Genomic DNA, 25,246 nt, shown 5'->3' with positions numbered 1-25,246 from the left:
TACCGGCTCCCGAAGTCGGCTTCCACCTGCGCGCGACCAACCCACGAGCCCCCGGGAACGGCAGGGCGGGAGCACTCCCGGCCACTGTTCGGCGCCCACCCGGCGCAAGCCCGGGTGCGTGCAGCGGGCAGGCTCCTTCAAGGCCGGAGAAGGGCCCGCTGTCACCGGCCACGCGCACGACTTCCTACTGTGTGTCGACACTCATAGCGGTGGAGTCGGATCATGGCGCCCCTCCGATGGGGTATCCGGTCACCTGTGTGCCAAGCTGTAGATACCACCCTAGGGAAGTGAGGAGCTTGATGGCGGAGACTGCCCGGGAGATTGCCGACGGATTGCGGGAGCGCATTCGGTCCGGTGACCTTGCGCCCGGCGCCCGGCTTCCCGGCGAGCCTGCCCTCGTTAAGCAGCACGGGGTGGCCAAGGAGACAGCACGACGCGCACTCACGTTGCTGGTGTCCGAAGGGCTGGCCGTCCGGCGGAAAGGCAGCGGGACGTACGTCCGCGAGTTCCAGCCGATCCGACGGGTCGCGAATCGGCGCCTCGCTCAGGACGGATGGGGTACCGGACGCTCCATCTGGAGCACCGACGTCGGCGACCGGCCTATGAGCGTCACGGGGCTGCGGGTCTACGAGGCTCCGGCCCCCGATGACGTGGCGCGCATGCTCGGACTCGACGAGGGGACCGCGGTCATCGTCCGAGACCGCGTCTTCTCGGTCGAAGGCGAGCCTGTCCAGGCAGCGGTCTCGTACCTGCCGGCGGCCCTTGTCAGGGAGTCGGCGATCGCCCACGAGGACACCGGCCCCGGCGGCACGTACGCACGACTGGCCGAACTCGGCGCCAAGCCTGTTCGGTTCGTCGAGGAACTGCGCTCGCGCATGCCGAGCCAGGAGGAAACGGAGCGCCTCCGCCTGACCGAGGGGACTCCGGTGGTGGAGATCTACCGGACGGCCCTGACGGAGGACGGCACGCCGGTGGAGGTGAACCGGATGCTCCTCAACGCAGGCGTGTACGTCATGGAGTACCACATCACCGGCTGACCCACGTTCGCCACCGAGAAGGGCCCGCTCACGCGGGCCCTTTTTCGCGCCCTGTTGACCTCCCTAGGGAAGCATGCTTTAAATATCCCTAGGGATGTTCGCCGTTCCCGGGCCCCGGAAGGGGTCCATCCGGCGTGCGCTCATCTCCAGGGGCCCGGGACAGAGCGGGCCGAGGGTCCCGGATCCCTGGTCAACCGGAGGGCGAGACCGAAAGGTCACCGTCTCGCAGCCTGCAACGGGAGCACGCTCCCGAAGGCGAGACATGTACGAACGATCGCCGCAGCGTGATGGCTGCGGCCGGTTGCCTCCCCCGCCCGTCCAGGTTCCTTCGTGGGCTGTACGGGCGGGTTGGAGGGGAGCCGGATGGTCCGGAGCGGTTCGAGTGAGGGAGTTGTCTATGTGGGCGAGTGTGATCGCGGTGGTGGGGACCCTGCTCGGGTCGGTCACCGCTTATGTGCTTCAGCAGCGAGGGAGTGAGCGGGTCGCGTTGCGGCGTGAACGGCTTGCGGCCGTGACCGCGTTGACGGCCGCGCTGGCCGATCACCGGCGTGCGATGTGGGTGCGGGAGGACCTGCGCCTGGCGGGTGCGGATGCTGCGGCCTATGACGCGGCACGGGCGGAGAGCCACGCGACCCGGAGCGCGGTCACCGCACCGATGACCACGCTGGCCGTTCTCGCGCCTGACCTGGTCGACTCCGCAAGGGCGGCGGCCTCCACCGTCTACGCCCTGCGCGGCGCGAGGGACGTCGGCGCTCTGGCCGCTGCGCGGACGGCCGCGATCGATGCGTGCGACCGCTTCGTCGCCCATGCGGCCAAGCACGTCTGACCTGCACCAATACCCCAGACCCGCGCACCCCCGGAGTAGCCGCTCCGGGGGTGCTGTGCGGGTCGTTCACCTGCTAGGGAGACCACGACCCATGAGGAACATCGTTGCACTTCAGGCGGACGAGCGTGAGCCGTCGGCCGCCGAGCTGGATGCGATCGAGAGCGAGCTGCCGCTGATCCTGGCGGAGCTGGAGTTGCTGGACGCGCAGATCACGACCCTCGACCGCATCCCGACCATGCTGGATGCGCGGCGGTTGCGGCGGGCGCGGCGCCGGGTGCTGGCCGCTAGGCGGGCGCTGGCCGACCGCACCACTGGCACGGTCGGGGGTGCGGCATGAGCAGGTTGGAGGGGCCGCGGGAGTTCACGGCGCAGATGTCGGTGTGGGAGGGCCGCTGGCGGTTGTATGTCGTCGTGCTCGGTTCGGCGGAGCGGTGGCCGGAGTTCTCGTTCGGCCGGGGCCGGGTGGTGCCGAGTGTTCAGGAGCGTTCACGGGCGCTCGACCGGTTGGGTTACGTGCTCGCCGACGGGGCGCGGTGGGAGTGGTCGGAGGACAGCGAGATCCCGGATGACCCGGGCTCGCCGGTGCTGCTGATCGCCTCGGTGCGGGTGTGTTCACGGGCGGAGGCGGCCCTGTGAACGCGGCGCATGTCCGTTCAGCGGACCGGGCTTTGTCGGTGGGGACGTGGTTGATCGTGGGTGGGGCGATGCTGTTCTCCATCCTCACGGTCACCCCGTTGATGGCCGCGCACACGGCTGATGCGTGGGACTGGACCGCGCCGATCCTGCCGCTGGTGGTGGATGCGGCGGTGGTGATCGTGGTGAAGCTCGATGATGTGCTGGCCCGTCTCGGCGGGGAGGGCGGGCGCTGGCCGGTGGTGCTGCGGTGGATGACCGGCCTGATGACCCTGGCCCTGAACACCGCGGACTCCGCACTGAAGAAGGACCTGGTCGGGGTGGCGGTGCATGCGGTTGCGCCGCTGCTGCTGATCGTCACCGCGGAGACCGGTCTGGCCTACCGGCGCGCGATCGCCGCCGCCGTCGCCCGCCTGGAAGCCGAGGAGCGCGCCGAGCGCCAGGCCCGGGAGCAGGCGGCGGCCGAGCGGCACCGGGCGGCCGAGGTCCGGGCTCGGGAGGAGCGGGAGCACGCGGCGATGCTGGCGCGTGAACAGCGTGAACACGAGGCCCGCCTCGCCCGGGAGCAGACCGAACGCGAGGAAGCCGCCCGACGTGAGGAGCGCGAGCAGCACGAGGCGCGGGAGCGGGCGGAGCGGGAGGCGCGTGAACGCCGTGAACGGGAGCGTGAACAGCAGCAGCGTGAGCGTGAACGCCGTGAACGGGAGGCTGAACAGCGCCGCGAAGTCGAGCGTCTGGCGGCCGAGGAGACGGCCCGTCGGCAGCGCGAGGAGGCCGCCGAGCGGGAGGCCCGTGAACGCGCCGCGCTTCTCGCCGCGGGGCCGGTGAACACGAAGCTGCCCGAGGACCGTGCCCGCATGGTGGTCGCCGCTGCGTTCGCCGAGGGCCTGCCCATCCGGACGGCCGTCGAGCTGTGTGGCTGGTCGATCGGCTGGGTCACCGCCCGCTACCAGGAACAGCGCGACACCCACACCACCCCGCTGGAAGGAGCCTCCGCATGATCGCCCTCCTGCGCACCCGCACCCTGCACGCCTTACGCACCCGCACCACCCAGGCCGAGACGGAAGCCGCTGCGGCCCGGGCCGAGGCAGAGCAGCACCGGCAGGAAGCCTGCCTTGCTACCGATGCCGCGATCCGCGCCGAGACCACCGCCGAGCAGCTGCGCACCACCCTCACCCACACCACCGCGGAGGCCGCGCGGCTGGAAGGCGAACTGACCGCCCTGCGCGCCCAGTCACGGCTCGACACCGAGGACCGCCAGGCGCTGCGAACACTGCTGCGGATCACCCGCAAGCACTCCACCAGCACCAACCGGGTGTGGGTGCTGCTCCACCGCGGACGCCTGCACAGCGTCCACCCCACCGCAGACGCGGCCGAAGCCGCCGCGGAGGCCGAGGGCGCGCCCCGCTCCGGCTGGACCAGCCACACCCCCGGCGCCGCACTCCCCCCGGCCGCGGATGTCGCCTGGCGGGTGCAGCCCCTCCCCCTCGGCAGCGCGACCCCATGAGCGCCGGGACCCTGCCGGTGTTCCGGTGGCGGCTCGCCCCCGACGGTCTTGCGACCCGCCGCCAACTCCGCGCCCTCGGACTCCGCCCCGGAGGCCAAGACGTCGCGGCGCAGCTGGAGCGCCCCCGCAAGCGGCGGGGGCCGCTGATCGCCTACCTCTACCGCATCGACCACGCCAAGCCCGTACGCCCGATGACCCCCGCCCGCTGGGCCGCCCTGGAACGCGCGAACCGCGCCCGGCGCCTGTGCCCCGGCTGCGGGGCGGATGCGGGCTACGTCATCCCCTCGTCTCTGGGCACCTGCGTGCCCTGCGCCTACCCCGAAGGAGACAGCTCCGATGGAGTCGCTGCCTGACCTCCCCCGTGTGGTGCAGCTCCCCGACGGCACCCACACCTACCTCCACCCCCACCACACCGCGCAGGGCGCCCACCTGCCGACAGTCCCGCAGCCTCACGGCGGTCCGCAGGTCGTCCACCAGCACGTGCACCAGACGCCGCCGGACCGCACCGTTCAGCGCCTCGCCCTCGGTACCGGCATCGGCGCCGGAACCGTCGCGGCCGGCGTCTACTTCGGCCCCCTGCTCGTGGGGGTGCTGACCGCGATGGCCGCGAACCTCGCCCTCCTCGCGCTGATCGCCTGCGTCTGCGCGTGGGGTGTCGTCACCGTCGTCCGCTCGGTCGGCGGGCCGGACGGCAAGGCCGCGGCGAAGAACATCCGCCGCGTTCGCGGTCGCCGTGGCTGACCGGGCCGCGGGATTCGCGGCAGGCCAGCGGGTGCGGATCGTCGCGTGCGAGGACGACCCGCGCGCCGTCGGCCGCACCGGCCGGATCGTGGACGAGGTGCCGCCCGGCCTGCTGACCGGCGGGCGGTGGACCGTGCACGGGGTCGGTCTGCTGATCGGCCCCGTGCTGTGCCACACCCGTGAACTGCGGCCCGCCTGACGGCCGCCCGTCCCCACCCGTCCCTGCGGGGGCCGGGTGGGGGTGGGGTGCCGGACAGTCCGGCCCAGGACGGAGACAACGCCTGTGAGCAGCGAGCAGCAGGAACCGCGCCTGACGGCGGCCGAGAAGGCGAAGGCCGCCTGGTACATCGCGCGGATGGCCAAGCGCGGCCTCGCCGACGACCGCCAGTGCGGCGGACGCGTGTACCAGGGCGACCTGGAACGCAAGCTCGACCGCGTCATCGACCAGGCCCGCCGCCGCGAAGAACGCGACGCGAGCAACAACGGCAAGCGCAAGTAGCTATGCCCCGGGACGGCCCCAGTGCCGGCAAGCCTCCGGGCCGTCCCGGGCCCCCTGACCACCCAACTGAGCAGCAGGAGAGACCCAGCATGACGCAGAACGTCGTCCCCCTGTTCAAAACCCCCGACGACCAGCCCGACACCGAACCGGTGGCCCCGGCGCTGGCCGTGGTCGAAAAGGCCCCGGCTCGTCCGCTGCCGCTGTGGCTCCGCACCGGACGCACCGTGCGCGGCGCGGTGACGCATGAGCGGACCCGGGCCGCGGGCCGGGGTGTGGTCCGGCACGGCTCCTACGTCCTCGGCGGCACCCGGATCGTGGCGCGCCGTGCGTGGGACGGGCGCACCGCCGCCCGGTATGAGCGGATGATCCGGGCGGCGGAGGCGGCCGGGAACTACGAAGCGGCGGCCGAGTGGGAGCAGCGTGGGGCCGCGTTCCGGGCCGCGCGGCACAAGCGGCGCATGGACCTGATCAGCTCTCCGGAGCGGATCGCGAAGAACGCCGCCTACGGGGCAGGCGGCACCATCGGCGGCCTCCTGGTCGTCGGTGTCGCGCTCGCCATAGCGACCAAGGACCCCGCCGACGTCGTCACCCCGCTCATGGCCCTGGTCGACCTGGTGCACTTCCTCGTCACCCTGGTCACGGTGCTGTGGGGACCAATGGTCGCCGTCGGCCCCTGGGCCGCGCTCGCCGGAGTGTGGGCCGTCGGCCGGCACCGCCAGGCCGCACCCAACTGGGCCCTCCCCGCGCAGGCACGTTCGACGGAGGGGGAGCCGATCACCCCGTCCATCGTGGTCAAAGCCCTGCGCGACCTCGGCGTCCCCGCCCTGGCGCGAGCCATCAAGGACATGGGCGACGCCGGAGCGTCCATGCTCGGGCCGATCACGATCGCCGGATGCGGCATCGAAGTCGACGTCACCCTGCCCTCGGGTGTCTCCACCAACGAGGTGCAGGGCAAGCGCCGCAAGCTTGCCGAGAACCTGTCCCGGCACGAGCACGAGGTGTTCATCACCATCCCGACGGCGGCGCGGACGGTGCGGCTGTGGGTCGCGGACTCCGGCGCTTTGGACGAGCCGATCGGCCCGTCCCCGCTCGTCACGGACGACACCATGACCGCCGACTACAAGACCGGTCGGGCGCCGTGGGGGCAGGACCTGCGCGGCGACGCCGCCGCCCTGTCCCTGTATCAGCGGCATCTGCTGGTCACGGGGTTGTCGAACCAGGGCAAGACCGTCGCGCTCCGCTCGCTAGCCCTGTGGCTGGCACTCGACAAGTCGGTCCAGTTCCTCATGGGCGACCTGAAGGGCGTCGGGGACTGGGCCATGTTCGACGGCCTCGCCCACATCCTCATCCAGGGACCCACGGATGACCACGTGGTGCAGGTGGTCGAGATGGTCGAGGGCGCGGTGGAGGAGATGAACCGCCGCATCCAGGCCCCGCCCGGCACCACCTTCCCCCCGCTGATCGTGCTGGTCGATGAGGCGCAGGTGGCGTTCATGTGCCCGGTCAAGGACGAGGAGGGCCGCCCCTACGGCGGGGCGAAGGCCACCTCCCGGTACTTCATGGCCGTCCGCAAGATCCACAACCAGGGCCGTGCCGTGAACGTCCTGATGTGGCAGGGCACCCAGGACCCCACCAACGAAAACCTTCCCAAGCTGGTCCGCGAAGGCGCCCACACCCGCGCGAGCCTCGCCCTCGGCACCGAGTCGCAGGCGCGGATGGCGCTCGGGGACAAGGCCGTCGACGGCGGCGCCGCCCCCAACCTCCTCCGTCCCGGACTGGACCGCGGAACCCTCGTCGTCGCCTCCGACGGCATCCCCATCCCCGCCGGACAGTCCTCGATCACCGTCCGCACGCACTACGTCGATGACGACGCCGCAACCTCGATCACGGACCGGGCCAAGGCACTGCGCGACGGAGTCACCACCCTCACCGTCATCGACCACGGTCAGACCCGTGACCCCCTGGCGGACATCGCCACCGTCCTCGGCGACACCCCGCGGGTCCTGACCGCCGACGTCCTCAAGCGCCTCACCGCGCTGGACGCCGATGCTTACGGCGGTTGGACGAACGGGGACCTGAAGCGCGTCCTGGAGGACGCCGGAGCGGAGCCGTACAAGTCCGACGGCCGCATGGTCGTCGGCCGCGAACGCGTCCACCGCGCCCTCACCAACCGCACCGAGGACGGTTCCGCTTCCGCCGAAGGATGACAGGGAGCGCACCCCGGAAACGGCAGGGAGGCAGGGAGAACTCCCTGAACCCCTCCCCAACCTGCCTCCCTGACCCTGACCTGCTCAAATGATCCCGCAGGGAGGCAGGGAGGCACCGCAGACCATACCCCCGAAACCCCCTCCATGTGCCACGTGCGAGGGGATGCCTCATCCTCCCTGACCGCCACCCGGCAGGGATTCCACATAGGCCGAGAGCGGCCCCCGATCCGCCAAGACACGGGGCCGCTCTCGTCTACCAGCATCCATGAGACTGGAGACATCCAGCATGACTCAACCGGCCGCGAACGACTACCTCCGAACGGCTCTCGCCCTCGCAGAATCGAAGCTGCCCGTACTGCCGCTGCGGGTCGGGAAGGTGCCGTTCGGCAACTGCCCCGACTGCAAGGACAACGCCTGTGGTGGGCGGCCGAACATGAAGACCGCTGGCCCGTGCGCCTGCCCCGGGCCGTGCCACGGCTGGGCCGCCGCCACCACCGACCCGGCCGTCGTCGGCTCCGGCCCCTGGCGCCGCGCATGGTGGCGAGCGAGCACGGTCGCCTACCACCCCGGCGGGGCCGGGCTCACGGTGGTGGACCTGGACGACGCGGACGCGGTCGCCTGGGCCCGCGAGCACCTGCCCACTACCCGAACCGTCGCCACGACACGGGGTGAGCACTGGATCTACCTCGGGCGGATGCAGTCCGCCAACGGCGTGCGGCCCGGTGTGGACATCAAGTCGGCCATGTCCTACGCCCGCTGGCTCGGCTTCGGGACGGGCACCATGGCCGGCCTGCCGGACACGGTGCGCGCCCTGGTCGCGAAGGCGCCCGCCGCGGCCCGGCCTGCCCCGGCCGTCGGCATCACGCCGGGCCCCACCGGCGCCGCAGAGTGCCGGCACCGGACACCGGTCTACCTGGAGCGCGGTATCGCGATGGCGGAGCAGAGGATCACCGACGCTCGGACCGCGATTCACGCGACGGTGTACCGCACTTTCCTCGCCGTGCTGTCCACCCACGGCCGGTGCGGGTGCCTCACCGACGCGCACGTCTCCCGGCTGTTCACGGCCGCGCAGGCGAAGGGCGAGAGTCCGCGGCACTGCACGGACGCGTGGTCCAACGCCCGCACGGCCTTGGGGATGTGAGCCGTGTCCGAGGACGAGAAGACCCCGGCGCGTGAGGTCATCACCGACTACGCGCAGGCCCATTTCCGGTACTTCCGCACGGTGGAGGGCACCGTCTACGCCCAGCGGAAGGGCCATCCGGTGGCGCGGCCGATCCGGTCGCAGGGCACCACGGGCAGTCACCGGCAGGAACTCATGGTCGACCTGTTCAACGACGGCATCGGCGTATTCAACGGAACATCCATGAAGGAGGCACTCGACTTGATCGAGGCACTCGCCCTGTCCCAGGACGTGCAGCCCACCCACATCCGCGTCGCCCCCGGCTTCGACGGGGCGACCTGGCTCGACCTCGGCCGCGACGACGGCAAGTCCGTCCGCATCCACCCCACCGGCTGGGAGGTCGCGGTCCCCGACCCCCGGGAGGTGTGCTGGCGGCGCACCCAGCTCACCGGCGAACTACCCCTGCCGGTCAAGGACACCGACGGCAAGGGCATCGACCGCCTGTTGCGGCTGACGAACTTCGCCACCGCCGAGACCGAGAGCCTGGCCCTCGCGTGGCTCATCGGCTGCCTGGAACCCTCCGTCCCCGTCCCCGCACCGTTCCTCACCGGCCCCCAGGGCGCGGGGAAGTCCACGGCGGGGCGGATGCTGGTGCGGATCATCGAGGGCATGAGCGGCGACCTGCGCCGTGCCCCGAAGGACGAGGAGAACCTGATCACCGCCGTGGCGGCCGGGTGGGTCACGGCCCTGGACAACCTCTCCCACCTGGCCCCGGACCTGTCCGACCTGATGTGCTGCATCGTCACCGGCGCCGAGAGCATCAAGCGGGCCCTGTTCAGCGACGGCGACGTCGTGCGCTCCCGCTACCGCCGCCCCCTGCTCCTGACCGGGATCGACGTCGGTGTCATCCGTCCCGACCTGGCCGAACGGCTGCTGACCCTCCGCCTGGAACGCCCCAAGATCCGGCGGACCGAGGCGGAGCTGTGGGCCGAGTTCGCCGACGCCCTCCCGGTCATCCTCGGCTCGCTGCTCGACCTCACGGTCACGGTGCGGGCCGCGCGGGCGGACATCCCGACCGATCTGCGGATGGCCGACTTCGCCCACCTGTGCGCGCAGCTCGACACCGCGACCGGGTTCCGCACCCTGCACGCCTACCGGGCGAGCCTGGACGACCTCAACGACGACGTCATCGAGGGCGACCTCCTCGCCCAGACCGTGCTCAAGCACGCCGCCACCCTCGACCCGGGGGCGGAGGAGCGGATGACGTCCTCCGAGTGGCTGCACCGGCTCACCGGCCTCTACAGCGGCGACGACTGCCGCCCCCTCCCTAAGGGCTGGCCCACCACCGGCAAGGTCCTCTCCGACCGGCTCAAGCGGCTCCAGCCCACCCTCGCCGCCCGCGGTCTCCTCGTGGATTGGGGCCGCACCAAAGCGGGCCGCTACATCGAACTCACCCGCCGCCCCACCCGCACCGACCACGAGCAGCCCCCGCTCCACTGACCCGCCGCGGTGCGGACAAGCAAGAAGAGCACCCCGGGGCACACGGGGCCGGGGTGCTCCTCTTGCAGTTCGGCGGAACGCCGCCCAAGAGTCGCGCCGCGAAGCGGCCCCTCATCACGCTCTGAGCCGCACCACACCACAACAACCACCCCCCTCTCTTTTCCTAAGAAGGGGAAAGCTGCGTCACCCACGTCACCACACACCCCGGAACGGCCCCTGACCTGCCGCGAAAGCGGTGACGCAGGACAGCTTCTGCTGCGTCATCCCGCGTCACCCGCGTCACCCCCCGACACACGCCTGCGTCACCGATGACGCACCCCCACACCCCCGCGTCACCACAAAACCCCAGCTCAGAGCCCCTACACGACGCACGTGACGCGGTGACGCAGAAATCCCAACCTCGGACACATACGGGCACTCGCAGCTACGCAACTCCATCGCCGCGACGCTCCTCCGGAGGGCAACCATTGACCCCTGACCCGCGCACCGCGCTCCGGGCCGGACTCCCGGACCGCTACCTCACCCCTGAGGACATCGCCGCGATGTTCTCCGTGCCGATCGAAACCGTCTACCACTGGCGCAAGCAGCGCACCGGCCCGCCCGGCTTCCGAGTCGGCCGCCACGTCCGCTATGACCCCGCCGCCGTACGCGCGTGGGTAGCCCGGCAAGGCGAGCGCGACGTCGCCTGACCGCCTCAGGGGCCCGGACACCGACGGAGGTGTCCGGGCCCCTTCTCGATCTACGAAAGGACTCATCAAGCGCATGGCCGGCCACATTCAAGATCGCTGGTTCAAGACGGAGACCGGGCCTGATGGCACGCCCCTCCGCGTCAGGACCGACCGCCATGGCCTCGGGCTCCGCTACCGCGCCCGCTACATCGGTCCCGACGGCACCGAGAAGTCCAAGAGCTTCCCCGACAAGCAGAAGCGCCTCGCGGAGCGGTGGCTCGCTGAGACGGCCGCCGACATGGCGCGGGGGCAGTACGTCGACCCCAAGGCGGCACGGATCACCTTCAAGAGCTATGCGGACAAGTGGCTCAAGGGGCAGACGACCGAACTCTCCAGTCAGATCGAGATCGAGCGCCGCCTACGACTCCACGCCTTTCCCCGGATCGGCTCACGTCCGCTCGACTCGTTCCGCCCTCAGCACATCAGGGAGCTCCTGAGCGCGCTGGAAGCCAGCACCATCGGCAGCTCGTACGCCCGGAACATCTACAGCGACGTGCGAGCCGTCCTGGCCGCGGCCGTCGATGACGGGCTACTCCCCCACAACCCGTGCCGCGCGAAGTCCGTCCGCCCGCCCACCAGCGAGCCGCGCCGTGTAGTCCCCTGGCAGCCCGAGCAGGTGCGCGCCGTCCGGGCCGCGCTGCCGGAGCGGTACCGCGCCATGGCCGATGTCGGCGCGGGGTGCGGCCTTCGGCAGGGGGAGATCATCGGTTTGGCCGTGGACGCACTCGACTTCGAAGGGGGCTCGCTCCGCGTGGTGCGGCAGATCAAGCTGATCCGGGGCAAGGCGGTGTTCGCACCGCCCAAGTGCGACAAGGAACGGGACGTACCGCTGCCCGTGTCCGTGGCGAACGCGCTGCGGGCGCACATGGACGCCGTGAAGCCGGTCGAGGTGGCCCTGCCGTGGAGGAAGCCGGACGGGCCTTCCGTGACGGCCCGGCTGCTCTTCACGAACTCCTCCGGCTGGATCGTCTGGCGGAGCAACTTCAACCTGCAGGAGTGGAAGCCCGCACTCTCGGCGGCCGGCATCATCCCGCAGCCGGAAGAGGGCGAGCGGTACGCCTCCGCGCGCGAGCACGGGATGCACGCCTTGCGGCACTTCTACGCCTCGGTGCTCTTGGACGCGGGGGAGAGCATCAAGGCCGTCTCGCAGTACCTGGGGCACGCAGATCCCGCCCTGACGCTACGGGTGTACGCGCACCTCATGGCAGCGAGCCAGGAGCGCACGCGGAAGGCCGTCGACCGGCTGCTGCTGCCCGCTCCTCGCGACTCTGACGGCCCCAGCACGGCCCCGTGAACCGGATCGGGCCCCTGTTCTGCATGGAACGTGCAGGTCAGGGGCCCGGAAGGCGGCAAGCCCGGTCAGTTCTCCTGGCTTGGGCATGGTGCGTCCAGTGTCGCAGAGATACGGGCGGGGCCCGCCACCGCGGGGGAGGCGGGCCCGGCCGGGCGGCGGTGCGGGTCAGCCGGAGCCGACGAAGAGGACGAGGAGCAGCCAGACCACCGGGGCGGTGGGCAGCAGCGAGTCCAGGCGGTCCATGATGCCGCCGTGGCCGGGGAGGAGCGTGCCCATGTCCTTGATGCCGAGGTCGCGCTTGATCATGGACTCCCCGAGGTCGCCCAGGGTGGCGCTGACCGCCACCGCGAGGCCCAGCAGCAGCCCCTGCCACCAGCTGCCGCCGTCCACCAGGAACTGCATGCACAGGGCTCCGGCGACCATCGCGAAGGACACCGCGCCGAGCAGGCCCTCGCGCGTCTTGCCGGGACTGATGCGGGGGGCCAGCTTGTGGCGGCCGAACCGCCAGCCCACCGCGTAGGCCCCGGTGTCGCTGACGATGGTGAGCACCAGGAAGGTGAGCACCCGCTGGGGGCCGTCGTCGGCGGCGAGCATCAGGGCGACGAAGGTGGCGAGGAAGGGGACGTAGAACGCGGCGAACACACCGGCGGTCACGTCCTTGAGGTAGCCCTCGGGCGTGTCCGCCATCCGCCAGACGAGCACCGCGAGCGCGGTGAGCGCCATGGCCACCCAGGCGCCCTCGGCCCCCCTCAGGTAGCCCGCCACGACCATGGCGGCGCCGCCCACCGCCAGCGGGACCAGCGGGGCCTTGATCTGCTTGCGCTCCTGGAGCCGGGTGGTGAGTTCCCACAGCCCCACCACGACCGCGACCGCGATCACCCCGACGAACAGGGCCTTCACCACGAACAGCGAGGCGACGATCACCGCGCCGAGGCCGACGCCGACCCCTATCGCCGCCCGCAGGTCGCGGCCGGCCTTCTTCTTCTGCGGCGGCTGCGACGCGGCCCGGGGAGACGCCGGAGGCGGGGTGGGCATGGGCTCCTGCGGATCGTCGTCGCGGAACAGGGGGCCGCCGAGCCGGGCGGTCGCCCCGTCAGCGGCCCCGGAGCCGCCGGGGCCGGGATGGTGGTCTGCTGACCGGGCGTCTCCGCCCGGGTCGGGAAAGTCCGGCACGATGGGCATGGGCCGAGTCTGCTGTGCGTCGCGCCCATCGTGTGCGGGACCCGCCGGGAGGGGCCCCTGGTCGGGCGGCGGCCAGGCGCCGGCGTATCCCGCGCCGGCGGAGGCCCCCCAGGAGGAGTCGTTCATCAGACCTCGAGCAGCTCGGCTTCCTTGTGCTTGAGCAGCTCGTCCACCTGCGCGACGTACTTCGCGGTGGTGTCGTCGAGCTCCTTCTCGGCGCGGCGGCCCTCGTCCTCGCCGACCTCGCCGTCCTTGACCAGCTTGTCGATCGCCTCCTTGGCCTTGCGGCGCACGGCGCGGATCGAGATCTTGGCGTCCTCGCTCTTGGTCTTGGCGACCTTGATGTACTCCTTGCGGCGGTCCTGCGTGAGCTCGGGGAAGACCACGCGGATGATGTTGCCGTCGTTGCTCGGGTTCACACCGAGGTCGGAGTCGCGGATGGCCTGCTCGATGTTGCGCAGCGCGGACTTGTCGAACGGCGTGACGACCGCCATCCGCGGCTCCGGCACCGAGAACGAGGCCAGCTGGTTGATCGGGGTGAGGGCACCGTAGTAGTCCGCCACGATCTTGTTGAACATCGCCGGGTGCGCACGTCCGGTGCGGATCGCGGCGAAGTCCTCCTTGGCGACCAGGACGGCCTTCTCCATCTTCTCCTCGGCCTCGAGGAGGGTCTCTTCGATCACCACTTGCTCCTGCGTGTCTTGAGTTGGGCCCGGTTGTCGGGCTGGCCGGCGGAACGGTGCGTCGCGTGTTCCCTGCACGGTGTCCGACCGGGCAGGTCTTTGTCCATCCCCCGGGGTCCGCGCGGGTCCCCGGCTGTCCCCCGGTCGTCCGGGGTCCTCCCCCGGTCCGGGGACCCGGTGCCCTCGCGGGCGCCCGGGACCCCGGTGCGGGTGCTTCAGGCCCGGGTGTCCCGGTCGCTCACGAGCGTGCCGATCTTCTCACCCTTCACGGCCCGCGCGATATTGCCCTCGGCGAGGAGCTCGAAGACGAGGATCGGCAGGGCGTTGTCACGGCAGAGCGTGACGGCCGTGGCGTCGGCGACCTTGAGGTTGCGGGCGATCACCTCGCCGTACGCGAGCGCGTCGAACTTGACCGCGTCCGGGTTGGCCTTGGGGTCGGAGTCGTAGACGCCGTCCACACCGTTCTTGCCCATGAGCAGGGCCTCGGCGTCGATCTCCAGGGCGCGCTGGGCCGCGGTGGTGTCGGTGGAGAAGTAGGGCATGCCCATGCCCGCACCGAAGATGACGACCCGGCCCTTCTCCAGGTGGCGCACCGCACGCAGCGGGATGTAGGGCTCGGCCACCTGCCCCATGGTGATGGCGGTCTGGACCCGCGAGTCGATGCCCTCCTTCTCCAGGAAGTCCTGGAGGGCGAGGCAGTTCATCACGGTGCCGAGCATGCCCATGTAGTCGGAGCGAGCCCGGTCCATGCCGCGCTGCTGGAGCTCGGCGCCGCGGAAGAAGTTGCCGCCGCCGATCACGACCGCGATCTCGGCGCCGTCGCGGACGACCGCGGCGATCTCGCGGGCGATGGCGTGCACGACGTCGGGATCGACGCCGAGCCCGGTGCCCCCGGAGAACGCCTCGCCGGACAGCTTCAGCATGAAGCGGCCGGCCTTCTTGCCGTGGTTGTCGTCGCCTTTACCGGCGCCCTGATTCATGGGGATCTCCTTGTGCACATACGAAGAAGGCCATTGCCCTGGGGTCCTTGCGGTTTCCCGTACGGCAATGGCCTCCTCGTCAGATCTGCGGTCGCCCGGCGCGGACGCGGACGACTGCCTCAGACCCTACCGGGGTCCGGTGTCCGTCGCGTACGGACTCAGATGCCGACCTTGATGCGCGAGAAGCGCTTCAGGCTGACGCCGACCTCGTCCAGGATCTGCTGGACGGTCTTCTTGTTGTCCAGCGCGTAGGGCTGGCCCAGGAGGGTGGCCTCCTTGAAGAAGCCGTTGACCCGGCCCTCGACGATCTTCGGGAGGGCGGCCTCGGGCTTGCCCTCGGCGCGGGTGGTCTCCTCGGCGACGCGGCGCTCGGACTCGACGACCTCGGCCGGGACGTCCTCGCGGGAGAGGTACTTCGGCGCGAAGGCGGCGATGTGCTGCGCGACGCCCTTGGCGATCTCCGCGTTCTCCTTGTCGAGCTCGACGAGGACACCGATCTGCGGGGGCAGGTCGGGCATGGTGCGGTGCATGTACGCGGTGACGTAGCCGCCGGAGAACTGCGCGAAGCGGTCCAGGACGATCTTCTCGCCGAGGTTGGCGTTGGCCTCGTCGACGTACGCCTGGACGGTCTTGCCGGCCTCGATCTCGGAGGCGAGCAGCGCCTCGATGTCGGCGGGGCCGGTCTTGGCGACGTGGGCGGCGAGGGCGGCGGCCACGGCCTGGAACTTCTCGCCCTTGGCGACGAAGTCCGTCTCGCACTTCAGCTCGACGATGACACCGGAGGCGTTGTCGTCGGCGATGAGGGAGACCACGGCACCGTTCTCGGCGGAACGGCCCTCGCGCTTGGCGACGCCCTTCTGGCCCTTGATGCGCAGCGCCTCGACGGCCTTGTCGACGTTGCCCTCGGCCTCGTCCAGGGCCTTCTTGCAGTCCATCATGCCGGCGCCGGTGAGCTCGCGGAGCTTCTTGACGTCAGCGGCGGTGTAGTTCGCCATGAGTCTGGCTTTCTCTCTCGAGGTCTGAAAGGTCTACGAAGATCGGGAAGTTCGGGCAGACCGGGAAGGTCTACGGGTGGACGGCGGGGGCGTGGCGCCCCCGCCGTCGTCAACCGGACCCGTGAAGGTCAGGCCGTGGTTCAGGCCTGCTCGGCCTCAGCGGCCGGAGCCTCGGCAGCCGGGGTCTCGGCAGCCGGAGCCTCGGCAGCCGGAGCCTCGGCGGCCGGGGCCTCGGCGGCGGCCTCGGCCGGCTTGGCCTCGGCGTCGTCGGCCTTCTTCTCGCCCTCGAGCAGGTCGCGCTCCCACTCGGCCAGCGGCTCGCCCGCGGCCTTCTCGCCCGGCTTGGAGTCACCGGTGGCGGCGCCGGAACGGGCGATGAGGCCCTCGGCGACGGCGTCGGCGATCACACGGGTGAGCAGGGTGACGGAGCGGATCGCGTCGTCGTTGCCCGGGATCTTGTAGTCGACCTCGTCCGGGTCGCAGTTGGTGTCGAGGATCGCGACGACCGGGATGTGGAGCTTGCGCGCCTCACCGACGGCGATGTGCTCCTTCTTGGTGTCGACGATCCAGACGGCGCTGGGCACCTTCTGCATCTCGCGGATGCCGCCGAGGGTCTTCTCCAGCTTCGCCTTCTCGCGGGAGAGGACCAGGAGCTCCTTCTTGGTGAGGCCGGAGGCGGCCACGTCCTCGAAGTCGATCTGCTCCAGCTCCTTCAGGCGCTGGAGGCGCTTGTAGACGGTGGAGAAGTTGGTGAGCATGCCGCCCAGCCAGCGCTGGTTGACGTAGGGCATGCCGACGCGGGTGGCCTGCTCGGCGATGGCCTCCTGCGCCTGCTTCTTCGTGCCGACGAACATGATGGAACCGCCGTGGGCGACGGTCTCCTTGACGAACTCGTAGGCGCGGTCGATGTACGACAGCGACTGGAGCAGGTCGATGATGTAGATGCCGTTGCGCTCGGTGAAGATGAAGCGCTTCATCTTCGGGTTCCAGCGACGGGTCTGGTGACCGAAGTGGACGCCGCTCTCCAGCAGCTCCCGCATCGTGACGACGGCCATGGCCGTATCTCCTTGGATTCTCGGTTGTGTCCTGACGCCCCGATCGCGCCGTGCCACTGAGGGACCGAGGAGCGCGGCCACGGACCGTCGACGGTCCTGTGGCGGGGCGTGCGAAGTCGACCCGGTGACCCGGATCGCCAGATGAAGTGTACGGGACCCGCGGAGCGCCGGGTGACGCAGCTGTCCACATCGGGATGGTTGTCCACAGATACGGGACGTGGCCGGCACCGGACCGCCCGGCACGGCACGGTGGTCCCATGAACTGCGCGTTCCCCCTGCTCGGGCGGGCCCTGGCGGTGCTCGCCGCGCTGCTCGCCGCCACCGCGCCGCTCTCCGCCCCGGGCGGAGCGGCCGCCGTCGCGTCCCGCCCCGCGTACGCGGGCGGGGCCTCAAGCCCGGACGCGCGGGGCGCTCCCTCCTCGCCGCCGTCCGGCGGGGCGCGGGGCGCAGGCGCCGGGCGGGACGCGGCACACGACGGTGCGGACGGGACCGCGGCGGGGTTCGAGGCGGGCGGGGCGGGCCTCCGCCGCGGCACGCACCGGGCAGCGGACGGGCCGGGGCAGGGCCGGGGCTGGCCCGTGGGCCGTCCCCGGCCGGTGGTCCTGAGGGTCTGGGACCCGCCGCCGACGCCCTACGCGGCGGGCCACCGGGGCGTCGACCTGGCCGCACCGGCCGGGAGCCCGGTGCGCGCGGCGGCGGCCGGCCGGGTCTCCTTCGCGGGCCGGGTGGCGGGGCGGGGGGTGCTCTCGATCGAAGTCACCGGTACGGGTGAGCCGCCCTTGCGTCTCACCCATGAACCGGTGCGCGCACTGGTGGCGAGGGGGGACGAGGTGGCGGCCGGGCAGACGGTCGGGGTCCTGGAGGAGGGGCGGGGGCACTGCTCGCGGAACTGCCTGCACTGGGGGCTGCTCAGAGGGGAGGAGTACCTCGATCCGCTCTCCCTGCTGCCGCCGGGGCTGCTGCGCCGCGGGCCGTCGCGGCTGCTGCCGGTGTCGGGTGTCCCGCTTCCCGGCGCGGGGCGCTCCGGCCCCGCGGCCACCGGCCCGGGGCGGCGGTGAGCCGAGCCGCACGGACGGGCGGCCGGTCCCGGGGCGCTGCGGTGTCCGGCGCCGCACGCTCCCCGGGGCGCAGGGGAGGAGCGGGGTACGGGGCCCGCCCGCCGCCGCGGCGACGGCTGGGGGGCCGGAAGGCGGGGTGCGGGCGCCACGGCCGCGGGGAGGAGGGTGCGGGCGCCACGGCCGGGAGGTGGCGTGCGGGCGCCACGGCCGGGTGAGCGGGGCTTCAGCCGCGCACGCCGTGCAGGGCCATGGCCACCGCCGCCTCGGCGATGGCGGCCGGATCCTCCGCGGCGCCGAGCTCCACGCGCCGGACGGCGGCGTCCACCACGCCCTGCAGGAGCATGGCCGTCAGCCGCGGCTCGGGGCGGCCGAGGGCGCCGAGGGCCTCGACGATCATCGCGACGAGCCCGCCGTGCGCGGCGCGGATCCTCTCGCGCGCCCCGGCGTCCAGCTCCCTCATGGAGATCGCCACGACGGCCCGGTGCCGCCGGTCGCCGACCAGCTCCAACTGGCGCCGCACATAGGCCTCGACCTTGCCCTCCGGCGTGAGGGCCCGGTCCATGGCGGCCTCCACCTCGGCCGCCCATACCGGCAGGTCCACCGCGCAGAGTTCCTCCACGACCGCGGCCCTCGAACGGAAGTACTCGTAGACGGAGGAACGCGCGAGGCCGGTGCGCTCGGCGAGCGCCGGGAAGGTCAACGCCCCGGTACCGCCTTCGGACAGCAGGGAACGGGCGGCCTCCAGCAGGGCGGCACGCTGCATCGTCCGGTGCTCGGCCACCGAGGCCGCTCGAATCCTGGGCACCCCTCCACTGTACGGACGAGCGACGGGTGGCGGGGCTCAGCGCCCCACGTCGGCCAGTTTGGCCCGGAGTTGGAGCACCGACTTGGTGTGGATCTGACTCACCCTGCTCTCGGTCACGCCCAGCACATGACCGATCTCCGCGAGTGTCAGGCCCTCGTAGTAGTAGAGCGTGACCACGGTCTTCTCCCTGTCCGGCAGGGTGTTGATCGCCCGGGCCAGGAGCCGGCGGAGCTCGCGGTCCTCGGCCACCTCCACCGGGTTGTCGGCGGCGGTGTCCTCCAGGGTGTCCATCAGGCTGAGCCCGTCGCCGCCCTCGCCGCCGACGTGCAGCATCTCTTCGAGGGCGACCACGTTGGCCAGCGACAACTGACTGAAGACCGCGTGCAGTTCCTCGACCCCGACACCCATCTCGGCCGCGACCTCCACCTCGGTGGGCGTACGCCGCAACCGGGCCTCCAGGGTGGCGTAGGCCCGCTCCACGGCCCGTGCCTTCTGGCGCACCGAGCGGGGAATCCAGTCCAGCGCACGGAGTTCGTCGATCATCGCCCCGCGGATGCGGGTGATGGCGTAGGTCTCGAACTTGATCGACCGTTCGACGTCGAACTTCTCGATGGCGTCGATCAGCCCGAAGACCCCGGAGGAGACGAAGTCCGCCTGCTCGACGTTGGACGGCAGGCCCACACTCACCCGGCCCGCCACGTACTTGACCAGCGGGGAGTAGTGCAGGATCAACTGCTCCCGCAACCGCTCGTCGCCCGTGGCCTTGTACGAGCGCCACAGCTCCTCGAGTGACGAGGGAGCGGGCGGCCGCACGCCGCCACGGGCAGCGGGTGGCGCTGCCGCGCGGTCGGACCCGGAGGTGTGCTGTGGCATGCGTTGCCTTGAGCCGTTCTGCTGTGGGGGGCGGGGAGGGGCGGACGGGGCCGGAACCCGGCGAGCGTAGCGTGACTGCGCCGTCGCGGTGGGCGAGGGCGGGCTATCGGCCCGGTGGGAGGTATCAGGCCTCGTCCACACCTTCGAATCGGGGCCGATGCGCCGCGCACCGGCCCCTCCGGCGTCTCACACGGGACTGGGAAGGCCATCGCTCTCACCTTTTCACCCGAATGCTCCAGGTCAAGCACCGCCTCGCCGGAGGTTCCCGGCTCCCGACGCGTCGTGGGCCAGCCGCCAGGCGCCCGCGGAACGCTCCGCGAAGCCCAGAGCGTGCAGCTCGTACAGCCTGCCGAGCGCCTCGTCCTCCGGGACGGCGGCGGCCCGGGCAACAGCCCGCAGGGAGGCCGCGCCCTTCCCCGGCAGAGCCTCCAGCACCCGTCTGGTCGCGGGATCCAGCAGGTCGCGGGGGAGTACGGGGCCGTAGTGCTCCGGTGCCAGCTCTCCCATGTCACCCACAAGCTCGATGACCTCCGCCGCGTCGCTGACGAGCACGGCTTCGCCGCGCAGGAGTTCGTGGACACCGGCGGACAGGCCGCTGGTCACCGGGCCGGGAACCCCCATGGTGAAGCGCCCGAGCCGCTGTGCCGCCCGCGCGGTGACCAGCGCACCGCTGCGCCGGGCGGCCTCCACCACCACGGTGCCCCGGGTCAGCGCGGCGATCACCCGGTTGCGCAGGAGGAACCGGCTCGGGGTCGGGTGCTCCCCGGGTGGCAGCTCGCCGACCACGACCCCCTGCCGGACGATCCTGCCGATCAGCTCGGTGTGGCCGCGCGGGTAGGCGGCGTCGACGCCGCAGGCCAGTACCGCGACCGTGGCTCCCCCGGCCGCGAGCGCGCCGCGGTGCGCGGCGCCGTCGACCCCGAAGGCCGCCCCGGAGACCACCACCCAGCCGCGCTCGGCCAGCCCGGCGGCCAGTGAGCCGGCGGTGTGCGCGCCGTAGGGAGTGCAGCCGCGGGCGCCGACGACGGCGACCGAGCGCAGGGCCCAGCGACGCAGATCCGGCAGGCCGCGCACCCACAGCCCGACCGGCCGGGCGTCTCCCAGGTCGTCGAGCTGGGAGGGCCACTCGTGGTCCCCGGGGACGAGGAACCGCCCGCCGAGTTCACGGATCCGTGCGAGCCGGCGCCCCGGCACGACACCGGCGGCACGGGTCCGGAGGCCGGCCGCGCGGGCGGCGGTCAGCCCGGGCAGGTCCCCCTCCCGCAGCGGCGGGGAGGGAGCCGGGGCACCCGCCCGGCGGCCGCGAGAGGACGCCGGGACCGTGCTCCGCGGCGGTCCCGTGCAGCCCCCGAGCAGCCGCTCCAGCAGCGGCACCGCTCCCAGCTCGCGCAGCCAGCGGCCCGCCAGGGGGTCGCCCGGCTCCAGGATCTCCGTCAGCGCCGACCGCGCGGCACGCTCCTCCTCCGCCTCGGGGGCCCGGGACGGCGCTCCCGGCTCCCGCGGACGGACCGCCGCGGACTCCCCCGGCGGACGGCCGCGGGCGGGTTCCCCAAGCGGGCGGATGCCGGTCGCGGTCTCCGGCGGACGGCCGCGGGCGGCGCGCTCCTCGTACGTCACGGTGCCGCCCCCGCCGTCGCCCGCGCGACCGCGGCCCGGATCCCCGCTCCGCGGGGGACCCCGGTGCGCAGCTCCAGCGCGAGGGCCACCTCCTCGGCCCCGGGTCGCTCCTGCCCGGCCAGGTCCGCCAGGGTCCAGGCGACCCGCAGCACGCGGTCGAGGCCGCGGGCCGTGAGCGTGCCGCGGTCCACATCCCGTTCGGCGGCCCCGAGGGACCCCGGTGCCAGGGGCCAGCGGGTGCGCAGCGCATGTCCCGGCACCTCGGCGTTGACCGTCCAGCCCGTGCCCTCGTAGCGGGCGGCGGCACGGGCCCGCGCGGCCGCCACACGGGCCGCCACCGCCGCGGAGGGCTCGCCCCCTCCCCCACCGGTCAGCTCCGCGCGGTGCACCGGCTCGACCGTGATCCGCAGATCGACCCGGTCCAGCAGTGGTCCGGAGAGCCGCGCCCGGTAGCGGCGCACGACCGCGGGAGGGCATTCGCAGCCGCCGCCGTGGGACCCGTGTCTGCCGCAGGGGCACGGGTTGGCGGCGAGGACCATCAGGAAACGGGCCGGCAGGCGGACCACGCCCGCGCTGCGGGCGACCACGACATGGCCCGACTCCAGGGGCTGGCGCAGCGCGTCCAGGACCTTGCCCGAGAACTCGGGTGCCTCGTCCAGGAAGAGCACCCCCCGGTGGGCCAGCGACACGGCTCCGGGCCTCGGCAGTCCGTTGCCGCCGCCCACGAGGGACTGCATGGTCGCCGAGTGGTGGGGAGCGCAGTACGGGGCGGTGCGGACCAGGGGCTCACCGGGAGGCAGGAGCCCGGCGACCGAGTGGACGGCCGTGACCTCCAGGGACTCGTGGCGGGCCAGCGGGGGCAGGATGCCCGGCAGCCGCTCGGCCAGCATGGTCTTGCCCGCCCCCGGCGGGCCCGACAGCAGCAGGTGGTGCCCGCCCGCGGCGGCCACCTCCAGCCCGGTGCGGGCGAGGAGCTGTCCGGCGACGTCGGCGAGATCGCGGCCGGGGCCCGGCCGTTCGGCCGGAAGGCCCGCTCCGGCGCCCGTCCCGGGCACCAGCAGTCCGGCCAGTGCCGGGTCCGGGCGGCCCGCCGGCCGGGGCGCCTCGTCGGGTACGGGCTCGTCGGAGAGGATCGCGATCAGCTGCCGGAGGCTGCGGACGCCCAGCACGGAGACCCCGGGCACCAGGGACGCCTCGCCCGCCGTGCGCTCCGGGACGACCACCTGGCGGTAGCCCGCCTCGGCCGCCGCGAGGACCGCGGGCAGGACACCGCGCACCGGGCGGACCGTGCCGTCCAGACCGAGTTCGCCGATGAGCACCAGATCGGCGATGCGGCTGGGGTCGACGCGCTCCGCGGCCCCGAGGACGGCGCTGGCGACGGCGAGGTCGAAGCCACTGCCCGCCTTGGGCACCGAGGCGGGGCTGAGGCCCACGGTGAGCTTGCGCTGCGGCCACTCCGCACCGGAGTTCACCACGGCCGCACGCACCCGGTCGCGGCTCTCCACCAGGCTCTTGTCCGGCAGGCCGACCAGGGCGAAGGCGGCGACGCCCGGTTCCAGGTCGGCCTGGACCTCGACCACCACTCCCTCGACGCCGACCAGGGCCACCGAGCAGGCACGGGCGAACCCCATCACGCCACCCCCTTGGCGTGCTCCAGGACGGCCGCTCCGCGGCGGGGCAGCACCACCCCCACCAGGTCGATGCGCACCCCGTCGGGCGGTGCGCCCCCGTGGCTGGCCAGCCAGCACTCGGCGAGCAGCCGGAGCCGGGCGGCCTTGCGCGGGGTCAGCGCGGCCATCGGGTGCTCGAACGCCGCCGATCTGCGGGTCTTGACCTCGCATACGACGAGCGCCCCGCCGTCGCCGGCCACGATGTCGATCTCACCGGTGCGGCCGCACCGCCAGTTCCTGGCCAGGAGCCTCATCCCCGAGCGGACCAGCAGGCGTGCCGCCAGCTCCTCGCCGTACCGTCCGAGTGCACGTGTCGCGTCCATCGCGTTCCACCTCCGGAAGCGACTGTGCGCGCACCGCACCCACCGGAGTGGATCTTGGTGGATTCCTGTGGACGCTCGTGCCCGTGTGGACAGCTCGGTCACTCTCGCGGGTGAACTGCCCGGCGCAGGAGCCGGAGGCGGCGCGGAGGCCGGGGGCGCGGGAATCCGGTGCGCAGGCCCGCTCCGGAGTGCCCGTGCGGGCGGATCAGCTGCTCGGGAGCTCCAGATCGCTCTTGTTGAGCTCCTCGATGTTCACGTCCTTGAACGTGAGGACGCGCACCTGCTTGACGAAGCGGGCGGGCCGGTACATGTCCCAGACCCACGCGTCGGCCATGGAGACCTCGAAGAACACCTCGCCCTGCACGGAGTGGACCTGCATCTCGTAGTCGTTGGTGAGGTAGAAGCGGCGCTCGGTCTCGATCACGTATTTGAACAGCCCGACGACGTCGCGGTACTCCCGGTAGAGCTTCAGCTCCATCTCGGTCTCGTACTTCTCGAGGTCCTCGGCGCTCATGGCATGTTCCCCTTCAGCCTTGCGTCTCCCTATTGTGCTCCAGCCCACCGCGCCGCTAGGCGGTTTCGGGCGCGAGGAGCACCGGGGCACTCGGAGGCCCCTCGTCGAGCAGCGTACGCAGCAGCTCGGCGAGCCTGGTCGGGTACACCGTCTCACGCGTCGCGGAAAGTTCCGCGGAGGTCCACCACCTCAGTCCGGCGACGCTCCGCCGCTCCAGTTCGGTCAGCCCGGCGGGCGCGGTGGCGGTCCGGGAGGTCCGTGCCAGGTAGTACCACTCGTCCTGGTCCCAGCGGCGTCCGTCGAACGGGAAGGAGCAGTGCCGCCGCCAGAGCACCGGGCCCAGGCGGACGTCCGTGATGCCGGTCTCCTCGGCGAGCTCGCGCAGTGCGGCCTCCGCCCGGCTCTCCTCGCCCTCCACTCCCCCACCGGGGGTGAACCACCAGTCGGTGCCGGGGTCGGAGGGCTCGAAGCCGTGGACGAGCAGGATGCGGTCCCGCGGGTCCAGCAGGACGACACGGGCGACCTTGCGCGGGGTGCGGCCGCTGCCCGGCGGGGGCGGTGTCTCAGGCGGCACCGGCGGCCTCCCCCCTCCGGCGGCGCCCCGCGGCGATCCGCTCCGCCACCGGCCCGTAGGCCGCACCGCCCGCGATCAGCAGCGTGCCCGTGACCACGGCGGCGAGCATCCACCGGATCGGTCCGGCCTGGGAGACCCCGCCCGGCAGGGCCGCGAAGGCCGCGGGGCGCTCGACGCTCCCGCCGCCCAGCGGCCAGGCGACGGCGTCGACCCGGGCGTCCACCGCCGAGCGGGGAACCGAGCCGTTGCCCTCCTGCTCCAGGTGCGAGCGGGAGTCGAGCGAGGTGCGGCGGTCGTCGCCGAGCAGGAAGAGGTTCCCCTCGGGGACACGGGCGGTGAAGTCCTGGGCCGCCGGGCCCGAGGCCCGCAGATAGGGCTCGTCGATCTCCTGCCCGTTCACCGTCAGGCGCCCGCTCTCGCCGCAGCAGGCGATCTCGTCGCCGCCCACGCCGACCACCCGCTTGATCATCGGGAGGTCTCCCCACAGGCCGTCCCGGAAGACCACGACGTCACCGCGGCGGACGTCGCCGCCGTCGATCCGCTCGGCGAGGACCCGGTCGCCGACGTTCACCGTCGGGACCATGGAGTCCGTCGGGACGGTGTAGGGCCGGTAGACCAGGGCGCCCCAGACGAATCCGCCGAGGAAGAGCAGGCACCCCGCAGCCACCGCGAGCCCGGACAGGACGCCGCCCAGGCGGCTGCTTCCGTCACCTCGTGTCCCGCCCACCAGCACCACTCCCCGGGTCGGCTCCCCGCCCCGGGGCGGGCGCCCCGGGGACTCCTCGCCCCCGGCGGCACCTTACCCGGCGGTACGTGCGAGGTCAG

29 protein-coding genes are annotated in these 25,246 nt (G+C 72.5%); 16 read left to right on the top strand and 13 right to left on the bottom strand.

Annotated features, from left to right (window positions below):
- Window positions 1-299 precede the first annotated feature (299 nt).
- The 15 genes from ACGF15_RS06190 (at window position 300) to ACGF15_RS06120 (ending at window position 12,092) form a co-directional block, all read left to right on the top strand.
- Window positions 300-1,037, top strand: a complete 738-nt coding sequence (locus tag ACGF15_RS06190) for a GntR family transcriptional regulator (protein ID WP_392797017.1) — start codon at window positions 300-302, stop codon at window positions 1,035-1,037.
- A gap of 397 nt (window positions 1,038-1,434) precedes the next feature.
- The gene (locus ACGF15_RS06185; RefSeq protein WP_392797016.1) at window positions 1,435-1,863 is read left to right on the top strand and encodes a protein kilB; all 429 of its coding nucleotides are present in this window, start codon (window positions 1,435-1,437) and stop codon (window positions 1,861-1,863) included.
- Window positions 1,864-1,954: 91 nt separating this feature from the next.
- Window positions 1,955-2,200: a DUF6284 family protein gene (locus ACGF15_RS06180; RefSeq protein WP_392797015.1), complete on the top strand. Its 246-nt coding sequence runs from the start codon at window positions 1,955-1,957 to the stop codon at window positions 2,198-2,200.
- Complete coding sequence (locus ACGF15_RS06175) at window positions 2,197-2,499, top strand: DUF6303 family protein (RefSeq protein ID WP_392797014.1); 303 nt, start codon at window positions 2,197-2,199, stop codon at window positions 2,497-2,499. The genes ACGF15_RS06180 and ACGF15_RS06175 overlap by 4 nt, the downstream gene beginning before the upstream one ends.
- The gene (locus tag ACGF15_RS06170) at window positions 2,496-3,497 is read left to right on the top strand and encodes a DUF2637 domain-containing protein (protein ID WP_392797013.1); all 1,002 of its coding nucleotides are present in this window, start codon (window positions 2,496-2,498) and stop codon (window positions 3,495-3,497) included. Before ACGF15_RS06175 ends, ACGF15_RS06170 begins: the two co-directional genes overlap by 4 nt.
- Complete coding sequence (locus tag ACGF15_RS06165) at window positions 3,494-4,003, top strand: hypothetical protein (RefSeq protein WP_392797012.1); 510 nt, start codon at window positions 3,494-3,496, stop codon at window positions 4,001-4,003. The genes ACGF15_RS06170 and ACGF15_RS06165 overlap by 4 nt, the downstream gene beginning before the upstream one ends.
- Window positions 4,000-4,356, top strand: coding sequence for an RRQRL motif-containing zinc-binding protein (locus ACGF15_RS06160; RefSeq protein WP_392797011.1), 357 nt, complete (start codon window positions 4,000-4,002; stop codon window positions 4,354-4,356). Before ACGF15_RS06165 ends, ACGF15_RS06160 begins: the two co-directional genes overlap by 4 nt.
- Window positions 4,340-4,744: a DUF6251 family protein gene (locus tag ACGF15_RS06155; RefSeq protein ID WP_392797010.1), complete on the top strand. Its 405-nt coding sequence runs from the start codon at window positions 4,340-4,342 to the stop codon at window positions 4,742-4,744. The genes ACGF15_RS06160 and ACGF15_RS06155 overlap by 17 nt, the downstream gene beginning before the upstream one ends.
- On the top strand, window positions 4,656-4,943 hold the full coding sequence (locus ACGF15_RS06150) for a hypothetical protein (protein ID WP_392797009.1): 288 nt from the start codon (window positions 4,656-4,658) through the stop codon (window positions 4,941-4,943). The genes ACGF15_RS06155 and ACGF15_RS06150 overlap by 89 nt, the downstream gene beginning before the upstream one ends.
- Before the next feature lie 84 nt (window positions 4,944-5,027).
- Entirely contained in the window at window positions 5,028-5,243 is a 216-nt protein-coding gene (locus ACGF15_RS06145) for a DUF6257 family protein (RefSeq protein ID WP_392797008.1), read from the top strand.
- Between the two features lie 89 nt (window positions 5,244-5,332).
- Window positions 5,333-7,450 carry an FtsK/SpoIIIE domain-containing protein gene (locus tag ACGF15_RS06140; RefSeq protein WP_392797007.1) on the top strand — a complete coding sequence of 706 codons (2,118 nt, stop codon included), beginning with the start codon at window positions 5,333-5,335 and terminating at the stop codon, window positions 7,448-7,450.
- Between the two features lie 286 nt (window positions 7,451-7,736).
- Window positions 7,737-8,591 carry a bifunctional DNA primase/polymerase gene (locus ACGF15_RS06135; protein WP_392797006.1) on the top strand — a complete coding sequence of 285 codons (855 nt, stop codon included), beginning with the start codon at window positions 7,737-7,739 and terminating at the stop codon, window positions 8,589-8,591.
- A gap of 3 nt (window positions 8,592-8,594) precedes the next feature.
- Window positions 8,595-10,070, top strand: a complete 1,476-nt coding sequence (locus ACGF15_RS06130; RefSeq protein ID WP_392797005.1) for an ATP-binding protein — start codon at window positions 8,595-8,597, stop codon at window positions 10,068-10,070.
- A 467-nt stretch (window positions 10,071-10,537) separates the two neighbouring features.
- Window positions 10,538-10,759 carry a helix-turn-helix transcriptional regulator gene (locus ACGF15_RS06125; protein WP_392797004.1) on the top strand — a complete coding sequence of 74 codons (222 nt, stop codon included), beginning with the start codon at window positions 10,538-10,540 and terminating at the stop codon, window positions 10,757-10,759.
- Window positions 10,760-10,832: 73 nt separating this feature from the next.
- Window positions 10,833-12,092 (top strand): tyrosine-type recombinase/integrase, encoded by a 1,260-nt coding sequence (locus ACGF15_RS06120; RefSeq protein ID WP_392797003.1) that lies wholly within the window; start codon window positions 10,833-10,835, stop codon window positions 12,090-12,092.
- 165 nt (window positions 12,093-12,257) lie between these two features.
- Here ACGF15_RS06120 and ACGF15_RS06115 read toward each other — a convergent pair whose 3' ends face one another.
- From ACGF15_RS06115 to rpsB, 5 genes are all read right to left on the bottom strand, one after another.
- A complete protein-coding gene (locus ACGF15_RS06115) occupies window positions 12,258-13,400 on the bottom strand; it encodes a phosphatidate cytidylyltransferase (RefSeq protein ID WP_392797002.1) in 1,143 nt (380 codons plus the stop codon).
- On the bottom strand, window positions 13,400-13,957 hold the full coding sequence (frr, locus tag ACGF15_RS06110) for a ribosome recycling factor (protein WP_256522780.1): 558 nt from the start codon (window positions 13,955-13,957) through the stop codon (window positions 13,400-13,402). The genes ACGF15_RS06115 and frr overlap by 1 nt, the downstream gene beginning before the upstream one ends.
- A 215-nt stretch (window positions 13,958-14,172) precedes the next feature.
- Window positions 14,173-14,937, bottom strand: coding sequence for a UMP kinase (gene pyrH, locus ACGF15_RS06105; RefSeq protein ID WP_256522781.1), 765 nt, complete (start codon window positions 14,935-14,937; stop codon window positions 14,173-14,175).
- A gap of 158 nt (window positions 14,938-15,095) precedes the next feature.
- Window positions 15,096-15,932, bottom strand: coding sequence for a translation elongation factor Ts (gene tsf / locus ACGF15_RS06100; RefSeq protein WP_392797001.1), 837 nt, complete (start codon window positions 15,930-15,932; stop codon window positions 15,096-15,098).
- A gap of 140 nt (window positions 15,933-16,072) precedes the next feature.
- Window positions 16,073-16,987: a 30S ribosomal protein S2 gene (gene rpsB / locus ACGF15_RS06095; protein WP_392797000.1), complete on the bottom strand. Its 915-nt coding sequence runs from the start codon at window positions 16,985-16,987 to the stop codon at window positions 16,073-16,075.
- Between the two features lie 257 nt (window positions 16,988-17,244).
- On the opposite strand from rpsB, the gene ACGF15_RS06090 reads away from it, so the two are divergent.
- Complete coding sequence (locus tag ACGF15_RS06090) at window positions 17,245-18,045, top strand: peptidoglycan DD-metalloendopeptidase family protein (RefSeq protein WP_392796999.1); 801 nt, start codon at window positions 17,245-17,247, stop codon at window positions 18,043-18,045.
- 223 nt (window positions 18,046-18,268) lie between these two features.
- Here the strand turns inward: ACGF15_RS06090 and ACGF15_RS06085 are convergent, their stop codons facing one another.
- The 8 genes from ACGF15_RS06085 to lepB all read right to left on the bottom strand — a co-directional run bounded on the left by ACGF15_RS06085 (window position 18,269) and on the right by lepB (window position 25,151).
- Complete coding sequence (locus tag ACGF15_RS06085; protein ID WP_345614227.1) at window positions 18,269-18,826, bottom strand: helix-turn-helix domain-containing protein; 558 nt, start codon at window positions 18,824-18,826, stop codon at window positions 18,269-18,271.
- A 60-nt stretch (window positions 18,827-18,886) separates the two neighbouring features.
- Entirely contained in the window at window positions 18,887-19,723 is an 837-nt protein-coding gene (gene whiG, locus ACGF15_RS06080) for an RNA polymerase sigma factor WhiG (RefSeq protein ID WP_256522785.1), read from the bottom strand.
- Window positions 19,724-19,963: 240 nt separating this feature from the next.
- A complete protein-coding gene (dprA, locus tag ACGF15_RS06075) occupies window positions 19,964-21,340 on the bottom strand; it encodes a DNA-processing protein DprA (protein WP_392796998.1) in 1,377 nt (458 codons plus the stop codon).
- Complete coding sequence (locus tag ACGF15_RS06070) at window positions 21,337-22,971, bottom strand: YifB family Mg chelatase-like AAA ATPase (RefSeq protein WP_345614099.1); 1,635 nt, start codon at window positions 22,969-22,971, stop codon at window positions 21,337-21,339. The genes dprA and ACGF15_RS06070 overlap by 4 nt, the downstream gene beginning before the upstream one ends.
- Window positions 22,971-23,333, bottom strand: coding sequence for a YraN family protein (locus tag ACGF15_RS06065; RefSeq protein ID WP_345614100.1), 363 nt, complete (start codon window positions 23,331-23,333; stop codon window positions 22,971-22,973). The genes ACGF15_RS06070 and ACGF15_RS06065 overlap by 1 nt, the downstream gene beginning before the upstream one ends.
- Window positions 23,334-23,538: 205 nt before the next feature.
- Window positions 23,539-23,847: a DUF2469 domain-containing protein gene (locus tag ACGF15_RS06060; protein ID WP_055510545.1), complete on the bottom strand. Its 309-nt coding sequence runs from the start codon at window positions 23,845-23,847 to the stop codon at window positions 23,539-23,541.
- A gap of 55 nt (window positions 23,848-23,902) precedes the next feature.
- Window positions 23,903-24,421, bottom strand: coding sequence for an NUDIX hydrolase (locus tag ACGF15_RS06055; protein ID WP_345614101.1), 519 nt, complete (start codon window positions 24,419-24,421; stop codon window positions 23,903-23,905).
- Window positions 24,411-25,151 (bottom strand): signal peptidase I, encoded by a 741-nt coding sequence (gene lepB / locus ACGF15_RS06050; RefSeq protein ID WP_392797061.1) that lies wholly within the window; start codon window positions 25,149-25,151, stop codon window positions 24,411-24,413. Before lepB ends, ACGF15_RS06055 begins: the two co-directional genes overlap by 11 nt.
- Window positions 25,152-25,246 lie beyond the last annotated feature (95 nt).

Origin of the sequence: Streptomyces sp. NPDC048001 (assembly GCF_043203115.1) — a bacterium.
GTDB lineage: Bacteria > Actinomycetota > Actinomycetes > Streptomycetales > Streptomycetaceae > Streptomyces > Streptomyces sanyensis.
Note: the sequence above shows the minus strand (reverse complement) of the source record. Positions and strands in the feature narration are given on the sequence as shown.